Consider the following 21,389-nt stretch of genomic DNA (forward strand, 5'->3'; position numbering starts at 1 on the left):
CGAGCGGAAGGTGCAGCATCGTGGCAACTGATTATTGCGGGTATCACGCGGACAGGGCAGCAAACTGGAATTGCGTCGCTTGCGACACGCTCCTGTGCCAGGAGTGCTTCCCGGCCTCGCCCCAGGCGACCCATTCGCTGTATTGCACGCTGTGCACCGGCAAGATGCGCTACCTCGGCGTCGGCAATGCGCAGCCCTCGTTCTGGTCGCAGATGCCCCGCTTCTTCGCCTATCCGTTTGCGCTGAACGGATTGATTTTCCTCGCCTTGCTCGCCGGCCTGGCCAGCGCATCGGCGAAACTGTTCGACCCGCACAGCATCCTGATCTTCCTGCCGATTTTCATCGTGGTTGCGCTGGGCATCCGGCAAAGCCTGCGCGTGATCGAGTTTTGCAGCCAGGGCAGGACGCGGCCGCCCAGCATTGCCGACCTGTTCGACGGCAATCCCACGACGCTCAAGATGCTTGGATTGATGCTGGCCTATGGCATCCTCGTGGTCTGCCTGGGGCGCTTCGGCTTGCCCGGCGCCGCCATGATTATCTGCCTCTCGGGCTTGCTGCCGGCCAGCATCATGCTGCTGGCGATCCACGGTACCTTGCGGGACGCCCTCGATCCCATCCAGGTAGTGCAACTGGCATGGCGCATCGGCTGGTCCTATCTCGGCCTGCTTCTGGTCTTGCTCATCACCGCGCAAGGCCCGGAACGGGCGATTGGACTCATGCCTGCTGCAACACTGACTCACCTGGCGGAGCACTATCCCTACGTGCTCATCGCAATCCTCGTCGCAAGCACTGCCTATTTCAACATGGTCATGGGCGCGATGATGGGATACCTGCTGTTCCAGCACCACGAAGACCTGGGCATCGAGCCGGACGACGAGCATGCGGCCGGTCCTGCGGACGATCGCGCCCTGGAGCTGGCCCGTGCGGTGATACTGGTGCGGGAATCGCGTTACCCGGACGCGCTGCGGCACATGGCCGGCATGGTCGCCGACTACCCGAATGACCTGCATGTCCTCGATTATCATCACAAGCTGCTCTGCCAGTCGCGCGGCGACCCGGACCGCGTGCAGCTGCATACCGAGCGCTATCTCCAGGCCTTGCTCGACATGCAGCGCAAGAGCCGCATGATCGCCGTCCTGGAAGCAGCATGCCAGGTGGTGCCGCAGTACAAGCCGAAAAGCATCGCCGTGCGGCGGGCCTTGGCGGAGGAGTACTTTATCCAGAAGCGGTTCAAGCCGGCGATTGCGCTGATTGGCATGCTGCACAAGGAGGCGCCGACCAGCGACGAGCTGCCGGCGGCCTATTACCTGCTGGCGCGCATCTACTCGGAAGGCTTGCGCGACGATGGCAAGGCCGTCATGATCCTCGATTTCCTGCTGAAGCAGCATGCCGGCCATGCCATCGCCGGCGAGGTCGAGAAATACCGCAAGGTGGTCCTGTCGCTCGGGCAGATGAGTCAGGCGACCGTGTGAGTGGCCAATTGGCGCGCTTCTTCCGAATCGGGGAAGCGCTCCCGTAACTGGTCGCGGTAGCGCTGCGCCTGCGCCGTCAGCCGTGCCTTGGCGGACAGGTTGGCCACCGACTGCAAGATTCTTGGCATCATCTCGTGCCGGCATTGCCGTTCCAGCAGGCGTTCGGCCAGGACGGCGAGCGGCTTGATATGCTCGACGCGTCCGAGGCGCGGCGCCAGCAGGAGCGACACCGACTCCGTCAGCGCGGGTGTCGCGCCACCGTTCCCGGTGTATGCATGCGCCACCTCTTCGATCAGTTCTTGCAGCGCCGGATCGCGGGCGGCATTGCCGGCCTGCTTGAACAAGGCGTGCACGGTCTCATGATATTGCCGGCTCTCGGGCGAGATTTTCACGACGCCATACAAGGCGCGCCACGCACGCGCATCATGCGGGTGCGCCTTGACCAACTGCGCAGCCGCCTGTCGCGCTTCATCCAGCTTCATCTTGACGACCAGCTCCTGAATCCGCGACAGCGCGGACTTGAATGGCGCGTCGTGGTCAATCTTCTCGACAAAATCGCGGTTGTACTTGAGGCCCAGGCGCATCCAGAGGGCCAGCAGCACGTAGCCGAACAACAGTCCGCCCGTATGGGCCCAGTGCGCTATCCCGTCATTGCCGTTGCTCGCCCCGAACAACTCATAGCCGACCCAGATGGGAAAGACGATGAGGGCCGGTGCCCGCAGCTGTCCGGTGAAGAAAATCACGTTGTAGAAGAAGTTGATTTTTCTCAGGCCGTACACGGCGATATACATGCCCATCAAGCCCGATATCGCACCCGACGCACCCACGACGCCGTGATCGGTACCAAGGTTCGACATCCAGAACAACAAAGTGCCGCCCAGTCCGCTGCACAGGTAGAGCAAGAGGAATACACCGCGCCCGATCGCGATCTCCAAGGCAAAGCCGAACAGGAACAGGAATACCATATTCCCCAGCAGGTGGCCAAAGTCGCCGTGCAGGAACATACTGGTGATCCAGGTATCCCAGCGCGCTTCCCTGGCATTGAACGCATACGCCTTGCCGCTGACAGAATTGACCACTTGTTCGAAGCGGCTGCGATCCTCCCGCCATTCAGGGTCGCCGTCCAGCTCCTGGTGCAAAGCCTGGGAGAATTGCGAATCGTAGGCCGCATACTGGAACTGCGCGTCGCGCAGCTGCGGCGTGGCCTGGTCACCAGCCGCATCGAGATCCTCCCGCAACTCGGGTTTTGTACGGCTCAGGTAGTGGCGAAATGGCTCTTTCTCGCGCTCATAGAGGCCTGATTCGACATACCACCGATAGGACTGCTCCACCCGTTGCGGGTCTTTGCTCTGATAGAAAAAGAAGATCAGGACGTTGACGAGGATGAGCAGCAGAGTCGCAACGGGCGGATTTTTCCAATCGGGCCGGTTTTCTACGGGGACAATAATCATGAAAGGGGCGCTATGCTGTACAAGAGGCACATTTTATTGCTATTTGGATATTTCTCAAAGGTGTGCGTCCTTGTCCGCTACTGGCATGGGAGGTGATCCTGAGCGATAATTACATGCTTTGCACGAAACACTTGTTGCCATTGCTTTTAGTGTAAGTAAATGACGAAACCGAAAGTCCATTTCGCCCACGCGAACAGTTACCCGGCAGGGACCTACCGCCAATTCTTCGAGTACCTCGGACAGGATTTCGATGTGCAGGCGCTCGACATGCACGGCCATAACCCTCGTTATCCGGTGGAAGATGGCTGGGCCAAGCTGGTCGAGGAACTGATCGCAGAGCTCGAAACACGCTACCAGAAGGAACCGGTGATCCTGGTCGGCCACTCGCTTGGGGGGCTGCTTAGCCTGATGGCTGCGGCTCAGCGCCCTGAGCTGGTGCGCTGCGTGGTGATGCTCGATTCCCCCGTGGTTGCCGGCTGGCGCGCCCAATTCTGGCGCCTGTTCAAAGGCACCCGCTTCTCCGACCGTTATTCCCCGGCGCGCTTCTCGGCCAAGCGCCGCAACGTCTGGGCGAGCCACAAGGAAGCATTGCGTCACTTCGCCAGCAAGGAAATCTTCGGCGCCTGGGCGCCCGGCGTCCTGCTCGATTACCTGGAACACGGCCTGGTCGAACATCCGGAAGGCGTTCAACTGCGCTTCAGCCGCGAAACCGAAACCGCAATCTACCGCAGCCTGCCGCACCATATCGGCACGCTGGTGAAAGGCCAGTTCCCAGTGCCGGTGGGCTATGTGGCGGGCGACAACTCCATGGAGAACCGGCAGGCCGGCCTGGAACACACGCGCAAGCTGGTGGGGCGCAATTTCCGCATGATGCGCGGTTCCCACCTGTTCCCGATGGAGATGCCGCGCCTCGCGGCCGAAATGACACGCGATCTGATCCGCCAGATGCTGGGCAGCGAGCTGCAGGCCGGGGAAGCGCCCCAGCGCATGCGCGCCTGATGTAAAATCCGCACCATTATTTAAACCAGAAAGCACCTGCGATGACGATTAAAAGCGACAAATGGATACGCCGCATGGCGGAACAACACGGCATGATCGAGCCGTATGAGCCCGGCCAGGTACGTGCCGTGGACGGCCGCAAGGTGATTTCCTACGGCACTTCCTCCTACGGCTACGACATTCGTTGTGCCGATGAATTCAAGGTGTTCACCAACATTAACAGCACCATCGTCGATCCGAAAAACTTCGATTCGAACTCCTTCGTCGACGTGAAGAGCGATGTCTGCATCATTCCGCCGAATTCCTTCGCGCTGGCCCGTACCATCGAGTATTTCCGCATTCCGCGCAATGTACTGACCGTTTGCCTGGGCAAGTCGACCTATGCGCGTTGCGGCATCATCGTCAACGTGACCCCGTTCGAGCCCGAGTGGGAAGGCTATGTAACGCTGGAATTCTCGAACACCACCCCGTTGCCAGCCAAGATCTACGCCGGCGAAGGCTGCGCCCAAGTGCTGTTCTTCGAGAGCGACGAAATCTGCGAAACCTCGTACAAGGACCGCAACGGCAAGTACCAGGGCCAGCATGGCGTGACCCTGCCGAAGGCTTGAGCGTCAGGCACTGAGCAAAGGGAGCGAGAGCTCCACACAAAGCCCGCCGCCGGTTCGATTGGCGGCGGCGATGCGGCCGCCGTGCTGCTGTACCACCTGCTGGGCGATTGCAAGGCCCAGTCCATGTCCATCCACGTCCTTTTCCGTGTTGCTGCTGCGGTAGAAGGGCTGGAAAATCTTCCCCAGGTCTTCCTGTGCCACCCCCGGCCCGTTGTCCATGACGCGGATGCGGATGAAGCGCGCATCGAGCGCGGTTTCCACTTCTACCTTGCCGCCGGCGGGGCTGTGCTTGATCGCGTTGCGGACCACGTTTTCGATGGCGCGCGCCAGCAATTCGGGCTGGCCGGTCAGCTGTGCGTCGGCGGTGCCGCTGAAATGCACTTCGCGGCCGTTGGTGGCAGCTTCGAATTTTGCATCCTGCACGATGTCGTCGAGCAGTTCGCCGATGCTGAATTCCTGCTTTGGCGCGTCGAAGGCGCCGGCTTCCAGGCGCGACAGGGTCAGCAGTTCGCCGACCAGCTTGTCCATTCGTACGCTTTCGCGCTCGATGCGCTCCATCGAGGCGGCCGTCTTTTCCGGCTGCTGGTGGGCCAGGCCGATAGCCGCCTGCAGGCGGGCCAGCGGTGAGCGCAGTTCGTGCGAGACGTCGTGCAGGAGATTCTTCTGGCCGTCAAGCAGGGCGCGCAGGCGGCCGGTCATGCGGTCGAAATCGCGGCCCAGGGTGGTGAGTTCGTCGCCGCCGGCGCGTGGCTTGGCGGTGAAGCGCGGCGCGAGGTCGCCGCTGGCTGCAGCGTCGAAGGCCTGGCGTAATGCGCGGATGGGGCGCGCAAAGTACCAGGCGAGCAAGGCGGCGAACAGCAGGCTTGCCAGCACGGCGGCGCCAATGGGGATAAAGGGCGTCAGTGGCCGGAAGCGGGGTGGGGGAGCGCCTGCACCGGCGCCGGGTGGCGGCTCGGGCGGCTGCTGGCCCGCGGCGTGTGGAATCGCCGGCCCGTCCGGTGGAGGCGCTGAAGGGCGGCGGCTGTCCGGGCGGCGGAAGGCGCGCGGGTCCAGGCCGGGGATGCCCGATCCTGCAAGCAGGGTACGGGAGTCGGGCGCGTCCAGCGTGCCCTGGTGGCGCCGCGAAGGCAGGAACAGCAGGTAACGCTGGCCGTCTGGCGCAGTCACCTGGCGCACGCCGCGCGGGTCCGGGCTAACGAGCATTTTCTGCGCTTCGGACAGCATGCTTGGCGTCGTGATGCGCCCCAGCAACTCCTTGCCATCGTCGCCAACGGCATACACGCGATGCCGCGGCATATTCTCCAGCAACTGGCGCAAGCCGTCGGTGCCGCCAAAGGCCAGGGTCGCGGCGGCGGATTCGATCGACATCTCCGCCGGCGGACCGGTCTCGATATCGGAAGGCCGCGCTTCAGCGGCAGCGCGCGCCTTGAGCCACACGGCGCCGCCGATTGCGGCGGTGGCTGCGACCTGGGCGAGCAGGATCGAAAAGAAGAACTTCCAGAAAAGACGGCCCACGGCTTACTCCCGGATCAGCTGATAGCCGAGGCGGTACACGGTTTGCAGGCAGGAGCGCCCGTCCGAAATGGAACCGAGCTTGTGGCGCAAGCTGCTCATATGGACGTCGATATTGCGGTCGAAGCGCGCCATCGGCCGCCCCAGCCCCTGCTCGGACAGCACGTTCTTGCTCACCGGCTTGCCGGCATTGCGCGCCAATACTTCGAGCAGGTTGAATTCGGTGCTGGTCAGCTCCAGCGGCACGCCGCCCCAGGCAGCGCGGCGCTGCTCGGGCCACATGGTGAGCTGGCCGACAACCAGCGGCCCGGAGCCCGTATCCGGCACGGCCTGCGTGCGGCGCAGGATGGCCCGGATGCGCGCCGTCAGTTCGCGCGGCGTGCACGGCTTGGTCACGTAATCGTCCGCGCCCAGTTCGAGGCCGACAATGCGGTCGGTATCGTCGCCGCGCGCGGTCAGCATCAGGATCGGCATCTGGCTCACGGCCCGGATCCGGCGCAGCGTTTCGAGGCCGTTCATGCGCGGCATCATCACATCGAGAACGGCAATGGCGAACGCCCCGGTCAGCGCACGGGTGGTGCCGGTTTCGCCATCGTGGGCGGTACTGACCTCGAAGCCTTCCTGCTCCAGGTATTCCTGGAACATGCCGACCAGTTCGACGTCATCGTCAATCAACAGGACCTTGTTCATGGCGCCCATGATAACAAAACGCTCCTGCCGGGTTGCTCCATCTTTACACGTTTTTACCTGCCACTTACGGCGCTTTACAGGCTGTAGCCAGAGAATGGAATCTCACCATCACCACTGGAGATTCACAATGAAGAAGAGCAAATTGACCCAGCTGCTGCTGGCCGCCGCAATGACCCTGCCGCTGCTGGCCGGGGCGGAAGAAAACCTGCCAGCTGAGGGCGAACACCCGCAGCTTGCAGGCCCGCAGCCGGAAGGCCCTCGCGGAGAATTTCCTGGCCGCCATCGCGGCGGGCACTTCGGCGCCCCCGGTTTGCCATTCCTGCATAGACTCGAACTGTCCGAGAGCCAGGAAGACAAGCTTTTCCAGCTGATGCACAACCAGGCGCCTTACCTGCGCGAGCAGCAGCGCGCCCACGAGAAGGCAATGCGCGCCCTGCATGACATGCGCAATGCCGAGAAATTCGATGACGCGGCCGCGGCCAAGCTGGCCCAAGCCGCGGCACAGGCGGAGGCCAACCTGACCCTGGCCCATATCCGTACCCACCAGAAGGTGCTGGCCCTGCTGACCCCTGAGCAGCGCAAGCAGCTGGACGAACGCAAGGCGCGTCGCCAGCAAGGAGGCTTCAATGAACGTTAATTCGATCAGCTCCAGCAGCTTTGCCGGCCAACTGGCCGCCAGCGGCAGCGGGCAGGCGCGCCAGGCGCCACCGCCTCCGCCGCCCGGACCGCCGCCGGGAGAGGGCGGTTTCGTCAACGCGATCGGCTCGGCGCTGGAATCGCTCGGCGTAACCGATGTCGCCGCCACCGACAAGGAAAGCGCCGCTTCGGCCCTGGGCAGCTTCCTCCAGGAGCTGATGTCGTCCCTGCACGAACAGGGCGAGGCAAATGGCGGACAAGGAGAGGAGCACGGTGGCCCGGGAGGCCCCGGCCGCCTGGCCGAAGACCTGCAAAGCCTGATCTCGTCGCTGCAAAGCGACGATACCGAAAGCGGCGAGGCTTCGCCGCTGGAGACTTCGTTCTCGTCCCTGCTGTCCGCGCTTGGCGGCGACAGCAGCGATTCGCAGTCCAGGCTGACGACGTTCCTGCAAGCGCTGGCCGACAAGCTGCCGCAAGCAGGCAGCAGCGGCAACCTGATCAACACCACGGCATAAAAAGGAGAATCTTATGGACGCGCATGACCACGGCCTGGCCGCAGACCTGGAAGCAATGATGAACATGGGCAGCACCCGGCGCCGCTCGCTGCGTTGGCTGCTGGCCGGCGCGGCCACGCTGCCGCTGATCGCCTGTGGCGGCGGCTCGGACAGCACGAGCACTGGCAGCAGCGCCAGCAGCGGCAGCAGCACGGGCGCCGGCAGCACCGGCACCACGACCGGAAGCTGTACCGTCATTCCTGAAGAAACCGGCGGGCCTTATCCTGGCGACGGCACCAACAGCAATGCGAGCGGCATCGTCAACGTATTGACGCAGACCGGCGTGGTGCGCAGCGACATCCGAAGCAGTTTCAACGGCGCCAGCGGCACAGCCGGCGGCATCCCATTGACGATCAAGCTGAAGATCGTCAATGCGAACAATAGCTGCGGTGCTGCCGGCGAGTTCGCGGTCTACCTGTGGCACTGCGACCGCGAAGGGCGCTATTCGCTGTATTCGAGCGGGGTGGCGGACCAGAACTACCTGCGCGGCGTGCAGGGAGCGGACGCCAATGGCGAGCTGTCCTTCACCACCATCTTCCCGGGATGTTACGACGGCCGCATGCCGCACGTGCACTTCGAGGTATATCGCAGCCTGGCGCAAAGCAGCAGCGCCGCCAATCGCATCAAGACTTCGCAATTCACCTTCCCGATGGCGACGTTGAACGAAGTGTATGCCACGTCGGGTTACAGCAGTTCCGCAAGCAACCTGTCGCGCATCAGCTATGCCACCGACAATATCTTCAGCGATGGCCATTCCCTGCAACTTGTCACGATCAGCGGCAACGTCACCGACGGCTACGTCGCCACGTTGACGGCGGCTGTCGCCGCCTGATCTTCCCTCGGGGCGAAGCCGGCTTCGCTCCGCATCCCCGTTTTTCGCCATTCCCCGAAACCGCTTTCGCCGCGGCCAGCGCTTCCCCGAGGGGGAGGCGCTGGCACACGCCTTGCAATGCTCCCAGCATGGTTTAGGCAATGGAGAAAGCATGGACCGTCTGCTCAGCTATCGGCCGGAACTCGAACTGTCCCCGGCGGCGCCACAGGCAACATGGCGCGATGAAAGCCTGCCGCAAGCAGCAGAACTGCTGGCGGCGCGGCGCGAGGGGCGCCTGCCGGCCTGGTTTCGCCATGTGGCGCCCGGCCTGGACGGCGTGCTGCCCAAGCTTGCCGACCAGGTGCTGTCGGCGGGTCCCAGGGCCGGCCGCATGCTCGGCATGGAGCTTGAGGGCCTGAGCGCCGAGGACCGCGAGTTCGAAACGGCACGCCAGTTCATGCGTTTTGCCGGGCTGGCAGCGCGCCGTGCCAGGCAGGCTGCCCGCGGCGATCCCCGCCAGGTGCGGCGCGCCGCGCTGAACATCGCGGCCAAGCAGTACGCACCAGGGCTGCTGCCCACCATCGTATCCATCATGGAACGGCATCCCGTTCCACCATCCGCAGCATCACATCAAAGGGGGCTAATCATGCATGACATCGACCGTACCACCCTGGAATTCGGCAACGAAACTTCCTATGAAGGCGAGTATGAGTTTGGCGAATCGGAATGGGGCGGCGAAATGGGCCAGCAAGGGATGCTGACCGAAGCCGAGGAAATGGAACTGGCCAGCGAACTGCTGTCGGTGACCAATGAAGCGGAACTGGAACAGTTCCTGGGCAGCTTCCTGAAGAAGGCGGCATCGTTCGCCGGCAACGTGATCCGCTCGCCGGTCGGCAAGGCCATCGGCGGCGCACTGAAAGGCGTGGCCAAGAAAGCGCTGCCGCTGGCCGGCGGCGCGATTGGCGGCTACTTCGGCGGCCCGCTGGGCGCCAAGATCGGCAGCGGCCTGGCGTCGGCTGCCGGTAGCGCCCTCGGGCTGGAGGCCGAAGGAGAGGTGTCCGGCGAGGACCGCGAGTTCGACGGCGCACGCACCTTCGTCAAGGTGGCTGCCGACACCGTCAACCGCGCAGCCCAGGCGCGCGGCGGCGATCCGCGCCAGATTGCCATGCAGGCGGCGACGGCGGCCGTCCGCCAGCACGCACCGGGCCTGCTGGCGCGTGCCGGGCAGCAGGGCGCCCAGCAGGGGGCAGCCGGGCGCGGCATGGGAGGCATGGCCGGCGCGATGCACGGCAATTCCGGACGCTGGGTGCGCCAGGGCCGCAAAATCGTCCTGTACGGAGCTTGAGCCAAATGAGCCCGTACGCCGCCTGGATGCTGGCACAGGAGGCGCGGTCCTTGCTGACGCGCCTGGCCCGGGTGCTGCCATTCGCCCTGATCGAGCCGATGGTGCCGGCTGCCGCCTTGCTGCCGCGGGCGCAGCTTGGCATCGATCGCCAGCTCGTGGCGGGGCGGCGCGAGCTGCGGGCGATGGTGCGCGGCTTCCTGCACTGGTTGCGCAGCCCCGCCGGGCGGCGCGCCAGCCCGGCGCATGCCCAGCGCCGCTTCACGTTCCTGCGCATGAAGTTCAATGCGGCGCTGATCCAGTTCGACATGTTCAACGACGTGGTGACGCAGCGCAGCGAACATCGCTACGGCGTATGGCTGGCAGGACTGGACGTCGCGTCGGCCGACGCCCTGGCCCTGCGCGGCGGCTACTACACGCCGCCGCCGGTGGTGTGCTACCTCGATCGCGGACCGGGGGCTGCTATCCGCCGCGCCCGCACGCGCCTGCCGGGCGGCGGCGACAATCCCGTCGCCATCATTCGGGTACCGCGCGAACGCATGGTTGGCGCCAGCATTGCGTCTTCCTTGTTCCATGAGGTGGGACACCAGGGCGCGGCGCTGCTGGACCTTGTGAACTCGCTGCGCCCGGTCCTGCAATCGCTGCAGTCCGGCGCCACCGGGCCGGCGCAGGTGTGGAAGTTGTGGGAGCGCTGGATTTCCGAAATCGTCGCCGACTTCTGGTCGCTGGGCAGGGTCGGCGTGGCTGCCACCCACGGCCTGATCGGCGTGGTCAGCCTGCCGCGCATTTTCGTCTTCCGCATCAATATCGACGACCCGCATCCGGTGCCCTGGATCCGGGTGCTCCTGAGCTGCGCAATGGGCGAGCAGCTCTACCCGCATCCGCAGTGGCAGCGCATGGCGCGCTTGTGGGAATCCTACTATCCCCTCGATGGCGTGCCGGAGGCCGACCGGCAACTGCTGATGGCCTTGCGCGATTCGATGCCGGCGCTGGCCGGCCTGCTGGCCAATCACCGTCCGGCCTTGCTGCGCGGTGCTTCGCTGCCGCAGGCGCTGCAGGTGGATCTGCGGCAGCCGGCCTACCTGGCGTTGCTGTTCCGGCTGTGGCAGCGCAAGCCCGAGCGCATGTACCAGGCTTCGCCGGTGCTGGTGTTCGCCGTGATCGGCCAGGCGCGTGCGGACGGCATCCTGAGCCCGGAACACGAAAGCATCCTGCTGGGGCGCCTGCTGACGCACTGGGCCCTTCGCAATACCTTGACTGATATTTGAGGAGAGTTCCATCATGACCAAAACGAGTGCGGCGGCCGCAGGAAAAAGCGGCAAAATCGATGTCAACGTGCGGGCCCGGATCTCGGACAATCGCTGGGTCCCGGTGGTGCATGCGCACCTGCTGCTGATGCAGCCTTCCGATGCGCAGGTGAAGCAGCTGCAATTGCTCAATGAGGACAAGGGCACGCCGGAAGAGGCGCGCAAGATGATGGCTGCCTGGCCCGTGCTGCGGCCGACCCATACCGGTCCGAATGGCCATGCGCGCTTCGACGGGCTGGAGATCGGCACCTACTACGTGGTCTTCAACAACGCCACCCCCTTCGACAAGGACTTCATGCGGTTCAACCGGGTCGACATCCTGGCCACCGACACGCGCGGCGAAACCGAATTCCTGCTGGACCCGCCATTCCGGCTCGAACCGGTCTTCTTTGCCAACGGCGACAACCAGGACCGGCCGCACGGATTGGTGGGCGATACTGTCTGGGTCTCGGTGGCGCACAGCGTGGCAGGACTGGGCAACCCGATGGAAGGCATGTATTACGTGCCGGAGCCGCCACTGCAAAGCCAGGCGCTGAAAGGCGTCAAGTCGAGCATGCGCCTGAACGCCACCGGCTCCACCGAGGTGGCGGTCAATGTCTACATGGCTGCGCTGGAGCCGGACGGCGTCACGCCGGACCCGAATGATGCCGCCCACTACCGCGCCTCGGAACCGATCATCGTCGACGAAGGCAGCGCGACCCAGGTGAGCGGCACGATCACCACCCAGGCGTCGCGTACGGAAGCGGAGTTCCGTCCCGTGCTTGCGCACTGGACCCTGATCCGCAACAGCGCCGATGCACTGTCATTCAATACGTACAAGCTGTTCATCGACCACCTGTTCTGCAACGATGCCGGCGGCGACGTGCCCGAGTTCGAGCGCAGCCGCTTCGACGAAAAGGAACGCGCATTCCGGCTGCTGGAGAAGCGGCGCACCCTGCCTTTCAGCGACTCGGATTCCTACCGTGTGCTGAAGGCCGCCACCGAAGCCTTCGTGATGGTGAACTGCGGCGTGCTGCGCACACCGTATGCGTTCCGGCCGCAGGAAGACGCCGATTACCTGGACCGGCGCGACCTGCCGGGGGACCGCAAGCTGGAGGATGAACTGGTCAAGCGCTACCTGACGTCGCTGGATCCGAAAACCCGCATCCTGCCTTACCTGGCGCTGATCCGCAGCAAGCTGCCGGACGTGCGCATCCACATGGACCACAAGGACCACCACGATGCCGAATTGTGCGCGGGCTTCATCCGTGACCGGCTGGTCAACCCCTGCATGATGGAGCTGATCTGGTCCTATTGGCAGGAAGAGGGCATGCTGGTGCAGACCATGAACGCGATCACGCGCCGCTTCCAGAACGTGCGCTCGCCGGCGCACGGCAACGGCCTCGACCCGCTGGCCAATATGGAAGTGGACATGCTGCGGCCCTTGAACAACCTGCTGTGGGGTTATGTACAGGATGAACAGCACCGCCTGAGCGTGGTGCGCCGCAATTACGAGTACGACCATCACTACGGCATCCACCTGGATGGAAGGGCGGTACGCGATTTCCGTCCGGCCGACAGCCGCTCCAAGTTCGTCGAGGCCTTCCACAACCTGCTGCGCCAGCTGATGCCGTTCTACCGCCAGGACGACGACACCACCGTCAAGGCCGACGCCTTCCCGATCCTGAATGCGCTGAAGGAAGTGCACCTGATCCTGTCGCAGGGCGCGCACAACCAGTTCGGCGACCTGCCGTCCACCGCGCGCATCGAAATGCTGATGCAGCAATGGATGCTGGCGCGTCCGGAATTCCGCGAATTCCTGCCGACGCGGCTGATGGTGGCGCATCCCGAACCGTGGATGGACCGCGTCGATGCAATGAAGAAGGTGCAGGGCTGGAGCGACACCAGCATCGCCCATTTCCGCGACCTGGCCATGTTCGGCGAACAGTTGCTGCTGTCGATCCGCTATACCCACTGGAGCGACGTGTACGACCCCACCGAGGCGTTTGCGTGGGCCCGCTTCTGGCGTCCGCAGGCGCAGGGCTATATGCACGCCTACCGTGCGGTGACAGGTGTCGACCTGACCTCGGAAGTCGCCAACCCCAAACTGGAAGCAACCATGCCGTCGGTGCTGCTGCGGCAGCGGCTGGAGGCCATGCCGCGCTCGGCGTGAGGCGGCGGTGCGCACCGACTTCACCAGTGCGCTGTACCTGGGCATGCGGCATGCCGCGCAGACGCTGCCTGCCTGGGACGAGCTGACTTTGGGAAAGCCGGCGGCGCTGGAGCCGGTGCCGGGCGAGACGGAACTGGGCGCCAGCCTGGCGCGCCTGATGGACTGCGAGGCCGCCTGCCTGCTGACTTCCAGCCTGCACCTGTTCTGGGACCTGTTCGGCTGGCTGGCGCCGGCACGGGTGGCGCTGCTGGTCGACAGCGCGGCATATCCGGTGGCACGCTGGGGCGCCGAGCGCGCGAGCGCACAGGGCGTGCCGCTGCAATGCTTCAGCCACTGCAATGCGGCCCAGGCCGCGGCGCTTGGGCGGCGCTGGCGCGAAGCAGGGCGCAGGCCGGTGATCCTGTCGGATGGCTATACGCCGGGCGATGCCGCCGCACCGCCGCTGGCGGCGTATGCCGACATCGCCGATGCATACGGCGGCTTGCTGCTGCTGGACGACACCCAGGCGCTTGGCGTCGCCGGCCTGGATGGGGGCGGATCGGTGGCCGAGCATGGCCTTGGCGGCGCACCGGTACTGGTGGGCGCCTCGATGGCCAAGGGCTTTGGCGCGCCGCTGGCGGTGCTGGCGGGGCCGCGCAAGCTGCTCGGCGGCTTCTTGTCAGCCAGCGAAACGCGGGTCCATTGCAGCCCGCCTTCGGTGGCGGCGATTGCAGCCGGCCGCTGTGCGCTGGACGCCAACCGCCGGTTGGGCCGGGCCTTGCGCGAGCGGCTGCGCGAGCGGATTGCGCAATTGCAGGCGAACCTGGCCGGTTTCGGGATCGCCTGCATGGGAGGCGATTTCCCGGTCCAGCGAATCGCGCTGCCGCCCTTGTGCGATGGCGAGGCGTTACGCAGCGAGCTTTCGCTGGCAGGTATTGAAGTGCTGTTGCAGGGGACACCGGCAAGGCAGGTCCTGACGTTGCTGCTGCGGGCTGACCACAGCGCACAGGAAGTCGCCTATGCCGCCCGCTCGATCGGACAACTGATGGAGGTGCTGCATGTTTGAGACAATGGAATTCGAATGGCGGCCCAAAGGCGGCCGCTCAATGGGTCGGGGCCGCACCCGTCCCGCCCGCAAAGTCCGCCCGGCGCCCGTGGTTGGCGGGGCCTGGCCTTACCGCGTGCCGGTATTCGAGCCGCTGCCGCTGCTCGAACCGCCAGCGGGCGACGAACCTGGTCCCGATGAAGGAGACGGCGACGGTGAAGTGCCGCCGACCATCGCTGCGGCTGTGGGGCGGATGCCGCCCGCCCTGCAGCCTGCCTATGCGCTCGTCGCTCCGCTCGATCGGGCGCCCAGCGACCCGCGCACGCACGGGCCGGGGCTGTACTACCTTGAATTCACGGTCAACGGCCAGCGCCGGGGCTATAGCGGACAGGCGCGCCACATGGGCCAGCGCCTGGCGCAACACCGGATCTGCGCGGGCATGATGGGCATCCGGCCATCCGAAGTCAGCGTGTATGTCGCGGCCAACCTGGCGGACGATGCGGACCGCCGCCGGCGCGAACGGACCCTGCACGACACGATGTTCAGGCACCACCAGGGCGTGCTGACCAACCAGCGCCGCGAACTGGAGTTCGAGGTGCTGGGCGAGGAGCACGAAGCGCCCTGCGGCTGCAAGCGCTGCCAGCATGGTCCGTTCAGCTCCGAGCAGGAAATGGAACTGGCGATGGAACTGCTCGGCGTGCAGAGCGAGGAGGAGATGGAGCAATTCCTGGGCAAGATGTTCAAGGGCGTCTGGAACGGCATCAAGAAAGTGGCGAAGCCCTTGGGCGGCATCCTGAAAGGGATCGCGAAAAAGGCCTTGCCCTTTGTCGGCGGTGCGCTCGGCTCCTTCATTCCGATTCCGGGCGTCGGCACGGCCCTGGGCCGCGCGCTGGGCGGGGCGCTGAGCAATGCCCTGGAAATGGAAATGCAGGAGATGCCGGAAGTGGACCGCGAGCTGGAAATGGCGCGCCGTTTCGTGCGCATTGCCGGCAGCGCCGCGCAGGCTGCCGGCGACAGCGATGGCAGCCCGCAAGCGGTCCGGCGCGCCGTGCTCGATGCCTTGCGGTCCCATGCCCCGCAGTTCGGCAAGTCATGATCATCGACTGCCATTGCCACGCAGGCCCCGGCGACGGCTTGACCGGCCCCTGGGACAGCGACGCCGCGCTGGGCCGCTACGCCCGGCGCGCGCGTGAAGCCGGCATCGATCGCACGGTGCTGCTGGCCGCCTTCCATTCCGATTACGGCGCCGCCAATGCCGGCGTGGCGCGCCTGGTGGCGGCGCACCCGGAACGCTACCTCGCCTTTGCCTTCGTGCACGCCCGTCGCGATGCCGGGCGGATTGCAGCGCTGGTACGCAAGGCGGTCGAGGAATACGGATTCGTCGGCATCAAGCTGCACCGGCATGACGCCCCGATCACGGGCGAGGTCTGCGAGGTGGCGCGGCACTTCGGGCTTCCGGTGCTGTACGACCCGGTCGGCGTGACTTCGGTGGCCGAACTGCTGGCAGGACAATATCCCGACGTGAACTTCATCTTGCCCCACCTTGGCAGCTTTGCCGACGACTGGGCGGCGCAACTGGCGCTGATCGACCACCTGGCGCGCCATCGCAACATCTACACCGACAGCGCCGGCGTGCGCCGCTTCGACCTGCTGGAGCAGGCGATCCGCCGCGCCGGCGCACACAAGGTCCTGTTCGGGACCGACGGGCCGTGGCTGCACCCCGGCGTGGAACTGGAAAAGATCCGCTTGCTGCGGCTGGGGGCAGGGGACGAAGGCCTGGTCCTGGGCGGCAACCTGCTGCGCCTCATCGGCCGCGGCTAGGCCGGCGCACTGCGTGCCTTGCGGCGCAATTGCAGCGTGCGGTCGGTCACGCCCAGGCGCAGGGCGGCGCGCTGGTTGTTGTCGCCCTCCTGCTGCAGCACCAGCTGGATGGCCGTGTCGGTAGCCGCCTGGCCGATGCGCGAGAGGCTGACGCCAAGGTCGACGGCGCGTCCAATGGCGTTGATGAAAGCCGCGTCGGGCCAGCAGGCGCCGCCCCCGGCGGGGCGTTCCTCGGGCGGCACATCGCCGATGGTGATCGGCCCGGGTCCGATATGGCGATGCCAGAGCCGCGCCACCGTCTGGCGCAGGTCGCGCACATTGCCGGGATAGCTGCGCGTAAGCAGGTATTGGCGCACGGCCGGATCGAGTTCGACATCCTGCCCGCCAAGCTGGCGCAGGAAGTGCTGCACCAGCGGCAGGATATCGCCTTGCCGTTCGCGCAGCGCCGGCGTCCGGCAGCGCCATGCGGCGATGCGGTAATACAGGTCGGCGCGAAAGGCGCCGCGCTGGACCTCCGCCTCCAGGTCGCGATTGGTGGCGCACACCAGGCGAAAGCGAGTCGGATGCCAGTCATTGCTGCCGACACGCCGGTATTGCTGTTCCTGGATGACGCGCAGGAGCTGCGCCTGTAGCGCCAGCGGCAATTCGCCCACTTCATCAAGGAACAATACGCCGCCGTTGGCTGCGGCAAAGGCGCCGTCGCGCGCGCTGTAGGCGCCAGTGAATGCGCCGCGTTCATGCCCGAACAATTCGCTGCCGGCCAGCTCCGGCGACAGCGTGGTGCAATCGACGACAGTGAGCGGCCCGGGGCCGCCATGCAGGCGATGTATGGCCTGGGCCAGCAAATCCTTGCCGGTGCCGGTCTCGCCGGTGATGAGGACCGGGGAATCGGTGAAGGCCGCCACTTCCACCAGGTTTTGCAGCATGCGCCGCCAGGGCGCGCTTTGCCCGACCAGGCAGGCGCGTATGCGGTCGGAAGACATGAGCTGGGCCACTTCGTGCCAGCGCTGCAGGCGGGCCAGTACCTGCGGCAGGATTGCCTCGCCAGTGCGCCACAGGATCAGGTCGGAAGCCCCGGCCGCCAGCACTTCCCACATGGCGTCGGCCGCCAGTTCGGCAGGTTCGCAGCAGATGGCCAGCATTTGCGGCGCGCCCGCCGCTTGCAGGTTGGCGGCCAGTTCGCCGTCCCACTGCCTGAACAGGAAAATGGAAGCGTCGCTTTCCTGCGGTGCTTCGATGAGGGATACGCCAGCGTCGGACAAGTCTGTCCGCAGCCTGTTGCTGGCATTTGCCGGCGCCTTCGCGGTCGCCAGGATGCAAGCTGAAAGCGCCATTTAGTCGCCCCTCCTGAAAGGACAGGACGTCAACTATAGTGCGAATTCAGGAAGCGTAGCGTTGAGCTTGCTCAATCGTGCGCCGCGGTGCGGCGCACGATCCACAGTGCAGATTTATTGCTTGACGCAGTCGACGAAGTAGTCTTTGCGGCCATTTACTTCGCGCTTCACGAGGCCGTGCACGTCGGTCTCGAAACCTGGGAAGCGTTCATTGAAGTCGCGCGCGAAACGCAGGTAGTCCACGATGGTCTTGTTGAAGCGCTCGCCCGGGATCAGCAGCGGAATGCCCGGCGGGTAAGGCGTCAGCAGGATCGACGTGATGCGGCCTTCCAGGTCGTCCAGCGCCACGCGTTCGATTTCGCGGTGCGCCATCTTGGCGAATGCGTCCGACGGTTTCATGGCAGGCACCATGTCCGACAGGTACATCTCGGTGGTCAGGCGCGCCACGTCGTAGGCCTTGTAGAAGTCGTGGATCTGCTGGCACAGGTCGCGCAGGCCCATTTGTTCGTAGCGCGGGTTGGCAGCCGAGAACTCCGGCAGGATGCGCCACATCGGGGCGTTCTTGTCGTAGTCGTCCTTGAACTGTTGCAGCGCGGTCAGCAGAGTGTTCCAGCGGCCTTTGGTGATGCCGATGGTGAACATGATGAAGAAGGAGTACAGGCCGCACTTCTCGACGATCACCCCGTGTTCCGCCAGGTACTTGGTCACGATCGAGGCCGGGATGCCGGTCTCGCCGAACTGGCCGTCCAGCGACAGGCCCGGGTTGACGATGGTGGCCTTGATCGGGTCCAGCATGTTGAAGCCCGGCTTCAGGTCGCCGAAGCCGTGCCACTTCTTGCTCTCTTCGGTGAAGATCCAGTCTTCCTGCGAGCCGATGCCTTCTTCGGCGAAGCTGTCCGGGCCCCAGACCTTGAACCACCAGTCCTGGCCCCATTCCTCGTCGATCTTCTTCATCGCGCGGCGGAAGTCCAGCGCTTCCAGGATGGATTCTTCCACCAGGGCGGTGCCGCCCGGCGCTTCCATCATGGCCGCCGCCACGTCGCAGGAGGCGATGATCGAATACTGCGGCGAGGTCGAGGTGTGCATCAGGTAGGCCTCGTTGAAGGCATCCTTGTCCAGCTTCACGGTCTCGGAGTCGCGCACCAGAACCTGCGAAGCCTGGGACAGGCCGGCCAGCAGCTTGTGGGTCGACTGGGTCGAGAAGATCATCGACTCCTTGGCGCGCGGACGGTCCTTGCCGATCGCGTGCATGTTCTTGTAGAAGTCGTGGAAGGTGGCGTGCGGCAGCCAGGCTTCGTCGAAGTGCAGGGTGTCGATCTTGCCGTCCAACATTTCGCGCAGGGTTTCCACGTTGTAGACCACGCCGTCGTAGGTCGACTGCGTAATGGTCAGGATGCGCGGCTTCTTGTTGGCCGCAGCCTGGGCGAACGGGTTGTTGGCGATCTTGCGCTCGATGCTCTCCATCGAGAATTCTTCCAGCGGGATCGGGCCGATGATGCCCAGGTTGTTCCGGGTCGGCATCAGGAACACGGGGATCGCGCCGCACATGATGATCGAGTGCAGGATCGATTTGTGACAGTTGCGGTCCACCACGACGATGTCGCCCGGCGCCACGGTCGAATGCCACACCATCTTGTTGGAGGTGGAAGTGCCGTTGGTGACGAAGTAGGCGTGGTCGGCGTTGTAGATGCGGGCGGCGTTGCGCTCGGACGCGGCGACCGGGCCGGTGTGGTCCAGCAGCTGGCCCAGTTCCTCCACCGCGTTGCAGACGTCGGCGCGCAGCATGTTCTCGCCGAAGAACTGGTGGAACATCTGGCCGATCGGCGACTTCAGGAAGGCCACGCCGCCGGAGTGGCCAGGGCAGTGCCAGGAGTAGGAGCCGTCGTTCGCGTAGTGCACCAGGGCGCGGAAGAAGGGCGGCGCCAGGCTGTCCAGGTAGGACTTGGCTTCGCGGATGATGTGGCGCGCCACGAATTCCGGGGTGTCCTCGAACATGTGGATGAAGCCGTGCAGCTCGCGCAGGATATCGTTAGGGATATGGCGCGAAGTGCGGGTTTCGCCGTACAGGTAGATCGGGATGTCGGCGTTCTTGTGGCGGATCTCGGAAACGAAGGCGCGCAGGGAAGCCAGCGCGAAGTCGGTTTCTTCCGGGGTGCCGCCGCCGAACTCTTCGTCGTCGATCGACAGCACGAAGGCCGAGGCGCGCGACTGCTGCTGCGCAAACTGCGCCAGGTCGCCGTAGCTGGTCACACCCAGGACGTCCATGCCTTCGTTTTCCATCGCCGCGGCCAGGGCGCGAATACCCAGGCCGGACGTGTTCTCGGAACGGAAATCCTCGTCGATGATGACGATGGGGAAGCGGAATTTCATCGATGTTCTCCAGGCGCGACCAAGCGCCTCAAAAAAATAAGACCGGGAGTATCGCAGAAAACATTCCCCGGTGGTGGATTTTTTTACAGCATTGCCAGCACGCCGAGGCCAAGGCCTACCGCGGCCACGCCGTAGGTGGCATACATCAGCCATTTACGGTTGGTCAGCAGGGTGATTGCGGCCAGCGCAATAGCAATTTGTTCAGCCGTGGTAGCCAGCGCCCATTGGTGGTGCTTGTGCAGGGCATGGTCGGATTTATGGTCCCATTCGGCCGACTTGGCTTCCCACTCCTCGGCATCTTTCTTGATTGCCGACTTTTCTTCCTTGTAGCGCGCCACTTCCGCTTCGTAACGCTTCGGATCGACGTTCGGCAGGGTCATGGCCAGTTCGGCCAGGTTCTGCTTGGACGACTTGGCCTGGTAGTAGTTCCAGCGGTTGGACGCTTCGGTCTTGGCGATGGCCGCATTGTTCTTGAACAGGGCGGCATCGTTCTGCGTGGCCCCGCCCTGGTAGCCGAAGATGGCGCCCACGGTGGCCAGGATAGCCGTCGTCACGGCGATATTGCCGGAGAATTTGTCGTTGCTATGTGCTGCGTGTTCCACGGCGTGGTCGTGCGGGCCGTGGACGTGGAAACCGTGTCCGGACATGTTTAGTTCCTGCTAAAGCTAATGAATGAATAAGGCAGCCCGGCTGCCGAAACGTGATCCTCGCGCGCCACTTCCCGCCATTGGCCGGCAGCCAGCGCGGGGAAGAAGGCGTCGCACTCGTAGCTGCGGCCGATGCGGGTGATGACAAGCCTGTCAACCAGCGGCAAGGCTTGCTGGTAGACCTGCGCGCCGCCGATCACGAAAGCCTCGTCGGCGCCGGCGACCAGGGCCTGCGCTTCTTCCAGCGAGCCGACGCGTTCCACGCCCTCGTGCCGCCAATCGGCATTGCGGCTGATGACGATATTGCGGCGGTTGGGCAAAGGCCGGCCGATCGAATCGAAGGTCTTGCGGCCCATGATAATCGGATGGCCGGAAGTGAGGCGCTTGAAGTGCGCCAGGTCTTCCGGCAAGTGCCATGGAAGAGTGTTGTTGATACCTATGCCATTGCTGGAGTCAGTGGCAACGATGATGGTCAATTTTGTCATGGCCGACATTATATATCGGAGCACTTTGCACTTCGGTCACGTTGCGGAATTGCGCCACCGCAATTTATTTTCGCGCCCGAACAGGGCCTTGTGAAATTTGGATAGTTTTGGCGGGGGTGTGCCGGCGTATCGTAGCTTCCAGCGCGCTAGGAATTACTGCTGAGTAATTCTGTT

General features: G+C 64.6%; 19 protein-coding genes. 12 read left to right on the forward strand and 7 right to left on the reverse strand.

The annotated features are described in order from the left end of the window. Window positions 1-20: 20 nt before the first annotated feature. On the forward strand, window positions 21-1,472 hold the full coding sequence (locus tag ACN9M3_RS15740; protein ID WP_426317882.1) for a hypothetical protein: 1,452 nt from the start codon (window positions 21-23) through the stop codon (window positions 1,470-1,472). Here ACN9M3_RS15740 and ACN9M3_RS15745 read toward each other — a convergent pair. Next, on the reverse strand, window positions 1,457-2,923 hold the full coding sequence (locus tag ACN9M3_RS15745) for a rhomboid family intramembrane serine protease (protein ID WP_426317883.1): 1,467 nt from the start codon (window positions 2,921-2,923) through the stop codon (window positions 1,457-1,459). The two genes, ACN9M3_RS15740 and ACN9M3_RS15745, sit on opposite strands and share 16 nt — an antisense overlap. Before the next feature lie 159 nt (window positions 2,924-3,082). On the opposite strand from ACN9M3_RS15745, the gene ACN9M3_RS15750 reads away from it, so the two are divergent. Both ACN9M3_RS15750 and dcd read left to right on the forward strand, forming a co-directional pair. After that, window positions 3,083-3,922, forward strand: coding sequence for an alpha/beta fold hydrolase (locus ACN9M3_RS15750; protein ID WP_426172080.1), 840 nt, complete (start codon window positions 3,083-3,085; stop codon window positions 3,920-3,922). Window positions 3,923-3,963: 41 nt separating this feature from the next. Next, the gene (dcd, locus tag ACN9M3_RS15755; protein WP_090443665.1) at window positions 3,964-4,530 is read left to right on the forward strand and encodes a dCTP deaminase; all 567 of its coding nucleotides are present in this window, start codon (window positions 3,964-3,966) and stop codon (window positions 4,528-4,530) included. A 3-nt stretch (window positions 4,531-4,533) separates the two neighbouring features. Here the strand turns inward: dcd and ACN9M3_RS15760 are convergent, their stop codons facing one another. Both ACN9M3_RS15760 and ACN9M3_RS15765 read right to left on the reverse strand, forming a co-directional pair. Beyond that, window positions 4,534-6,045, reverse strand: coding sequence for a HAMP domain-containing sensor histidine kinase (locus tag ACN9M3_RS15760; RefSeq protein WP_426317884.1), 1,512 nt, complete (start codon window positions 6,043-6,045; stop codon window positions 4,534-4,536). A gap of 3 nt (window positions 6,046-6,048) precedes the next feature. Beyond that, complete coding sequence (locus ACN9M3_RS15765; protein ID WP_426172213.1) at window positions 6,049-6,732, reverse strand: response regulator; 684 nt, start codon at window positions 6,730-6,732, stop codon at window positions 6,049-6,051. Window positions 6,733-6,859: 127 nt separating this feature from the next. Between ACN9M3_RS15765 and ACN9M3_RS15770 the strand changes: the two genes are divergently transcribed. From ACN9M3_RS15770 to ACN9M3_RS15810, 9 genes are all read left to right on the forward strand, one after another. Beyond that, a complete protein-coding gene (locus ACN9M3_RS15770) occupies window positions 6,860-7,369 on the forward strand; it encodes a Spy/CpxP family protein refolding chaperone (protein WP_426317885.1) in 510 nt (169 codons plus the stop codon). Continuing rightward, window positions 7,359-7,883 (forward strand): hypothetical protein, encoded by a 525-nt coding sequence (locus tag ACN9M3_RS15775; protein ID WP_426317886.1) that lies wholly within the window; start codon window positions 7,359-7,361, stop codon window positions 7,881-7,883. Before ACN9M3_RS15770 ends, ACN9M3_RS15775 begins: the two co-directional genes overlap by 11 nt. A gap of 13 nt (window positions 7,884-7,896) precedes the next feature. Beyond that, the gene (locus ACN9M3_RS15780) at window positions 7,897-8,754 is read left to right on the forward strand and encodes an intradiol ring-cleavage dioxygenase (protein ID WP_426317887.1); all 858 of its coding nucleotides are present in this window, start codon (window positions 7,897-7,899) and stop codon (window positions 8,752-8,754) included. 151 nt (window positions 8,755-8,905) lie between these two features. Then, on the forward strand, window positions 8,906-10,078 hold the full coding sequence (locus ACN9M3_RS15785) for a hypothetical protein (RefSeq protein WP_426317888.1): 1,173 nt from the start codon (window positions 8,906-8,908) through the stop codon (window positions 10,076-10,078). 5 nt (window positions 10,079-10,083) lie between these two features. After that, a complete protein-coding gene (locus tag ACN9M3_RS15790; protein ID WP_426172090.1) occupies window positions 10,084-11,343 on the forward strand; it encodes a hypothetical protein in 1,260 nt (419 codons plus the stop codon). 13 nt (window positions 11,344-11,356) lie between these two features. Next, entirely contained in the window at window positions 11,357-13,534 is a 2,178-nt protein-coding gene (locus tag ACN9M3_RS15795) for an 8-amino-7-oxononanoate synthase (RefSeq protein WP_426161390.1), read from the forward strand. Between the two features lie 7 nt (window positions 13,535-13,541). After that, complete coding sequence (locus tag ACN9M3_RS15800) at window positions 13,542-14,579, forward strand: aminotransferase class I/II-fold pyridoxal phosphate-dependent enzyme (protein WP_426317889.1); 1,038 nt, start codon at window positions 13,542-13,544, stop codon at window positions 14,577-14,579. Next, window positions 14,572-15,654, forward strand: coding sequence for a hypothetical protein (locus ACN9M3_RS15805; protein WP_426161392.1), 1,083 nt, complete (start codon window positions 14,572-14,574; stop codon window positions 15,652-15,654). Before ACN9M3_RS15800 ends, ACN9M3_RS15805 begins: the two co-directional genes overlap by 8 nt. Next, window positions 15,651-16,379, forward strand: coding sequence for an amidohydrolase family protein (locus ACN9M3_RS15810; RefSeq protein WP_426161393.1), 729 nt, complete (start codon window positions 15,651-15,653; stop codon window positions 16,377-16,379). Before ACN9M3_RS15805 ends, ACN9M3_RS15810 begins: the two co-directional genes overlap by 4 nt. On the opposite strand, the gene ACN9M3_RS15815 is transcribed toward ACN9M3_RS15810, so the two are convergent. From ACN9M3_RS15815 to ACN9M3_RS15830, 4 genes are all read right to left on the reverse strand, one after another. Further along, window positions 16,376-17,713: a sigma 54-interacting transcriptional regulator gene (locus tag ACN9M3_RS15815; protein WP_426161394.1), complete on the reverse strand. Its 1,338-nt coding sequence runs from the start codon at window positions 17,711-17,713 to the stop codon at window positions 16,376-16,378. The two genes, ACN9M3_RS15810 and ACN9M3_RS15815, sit on opposite strands and share 4 nt — an antisense overlap. A 114-nt stretch (window positions 17,714-17,827) precedes the next feature. After that, entirely contained in the window at window positions 17,828-20,083 is a 2,256-nt protein-coding gene (locus tag ACN9M3_RS15820; protein ID WP_426161395.1) for an Orn/Lys/Arg decarboxylase N-terminal domain-containing protein, read from the reverse strand. A gap of 83 nt (window positions 20,084-20,166) precedes the next feature. Then, the gene (locus ACN9M3_RS15825; protein WP_426161396.1) at window positions 20,167-20,730 is read right to left on the reverse strand and encodes a DUF4337 domain-containing protein; all 564 of its coding nucleotides are present in this window, start codon (window positions 20,728-20,730) and stop codon (window positions 20,167-20,169) included. A gap of 2 nt (window positions 20,731-20,732) precedes the next feature. Beyond that, window positions 20,733-21,215: a dihydrofolate reductase gene (locus ACN9M3_RS15830; RefSeq protein ID WP_426161397.1), complete on the reverse strand. Its 483-nt coding sequence runs from the start codon at window positions 21,213-21,215 to the stop codon at window positions 20,733-20,735. Window positions 21,216-21,389: the final 174 nt, after the last annotated feature.

The organism is Pseudoduganella sp. R-43, assembly GCF_049913255.1.
Classification (GTDB): domain Bacteria; phylum Pseudomonadota; class Gammaproteobacteria; order Burkholderiales; family Burkholderiaceae_D; genus Rugamonas.

What these genes read in the sequence shown, in the direction of transcription:
- ACN9M3_RS15830 (WP_426161397.1), bottom strand. Translation starts at nt 21,215, where the DNA reads ATGACAAAATTGACCATCATCGTTGCCACTGACTCCAGCAATGGCATA.
- ACN9M3_RS15765 (WP_426172213.1), bottom strand. Translation starts at nt 6,732, where the DNA reads ATGAACAAGGTCCTGTTGATTGACGATGACGTCGAACTGGTCGGCATG.
- dcd (WP_090443665.1), top strand. Translation starts at nt 3,964, where the DNA reads ATGACGATTAAAAGCGACAAATGGATACGCCGCATGGCGGAACAACAC.
- ACN9M3_RS15790 (WP_426172090.1), top strand. Translation starts at nt 10,084, where the DNA reads ATGAGCCCGTACGCCGCCTGGATGCTGGCACAGGAGGCGCGGTCCTTG.
- ACN9M3_RS15795 (WP_426161390.1), top strand. Translation starts at nt 11,357, where the DNA reads ATGACCAAAACGAGTGCGGCGGCCGCAGGAAAAAGCGGCAAAATCGAT.
- ACN9M3_RS15820 (WP_426161395.1), bottom strand. Translation starts at nt 20,083, where the DNA reads ATGAAATTCCGCTTCCCCATCGTCATCATCGACGAGGATTTCCGTTCC.
- ACN9M3_RS15805 (WP_426161392.1), top strand. Translation starts at nt 14,572, where the DNA reads ATGTTTGAGACAATGGAATTCGAATGGCGGCCCAAAGGCGGCCGCTCA.
- ACN9M3_RS15780 (WP_426317887.1), top strand. Translation starts at nt 7,897, where the DNA reads ATGGACGCGCATGACCACGGCCTGGCCGCAGACCTGGAAGCAATGATG.
- ACN9M3_RS15785 (WP_426317888.1), top strand. Translation starts at nt 8,906, where the DNA reads ATGGACCGTCTGCTCAGCTATCGGCCGGAACTCGAACTGTCCCCGGCG.
- ACN9M3_RS15770 (WP_426317885.1), top strand. Translation starts at nt 6,860, where the DNA reads ATGAAGAAGAGCAAATTGACCCAGCTGCTGCTGGCCGCCGCAATGACC.
- ACN9M3_RS15810 (WP_426161393.1), top strand. Translation starts at nt 15,651, where the DNA reads ATGATCATCGACTGCCATTGCCACGCAGGCCCCGGCGACGGCTTGACC.
- ACN9M3_RS15825 (WP_426161396.1), bottom strand. Translation starts at nt 20,730, where the DNA reads ATGTCCGGACACGGTTTCCACGTCCACGGCCCGCACGACCACGCCGTG.
- ACN9M3_RS15750 (WP_426172080.1), top strand. Translation starts at nt 3,083, where the DNA reads ATGACGAAACCGAAAGTCCATTTCGCCCACGCGAACAGTTACCCGGCA.
- ACN9M3_RS15745 (WP_426317883.1), bottom strand. Translation starts at nt 2,923, where the DNA reads ATGATTATTGTCCCCGTAGAAAACCGGCCCGATTGGAAAAATCCGCCC.
- ACN9M3_RS15815 (WP_426161394.1), bottom strand. Translation starts at nt 17,713, where the DNA reads ATGGCGCTTTCAGCTTGCATCCTGGCGACCGCGAAGGCGCCGGCAAAT.
- ACN9M3_RS15775 (WP_426317886.1), top strand. Translation starts at nt 7,359, where the DNA reads ATGAACGTTAATTCGATCAGCTCCAGCAGCTTTGCCGGCCAACTGGCC.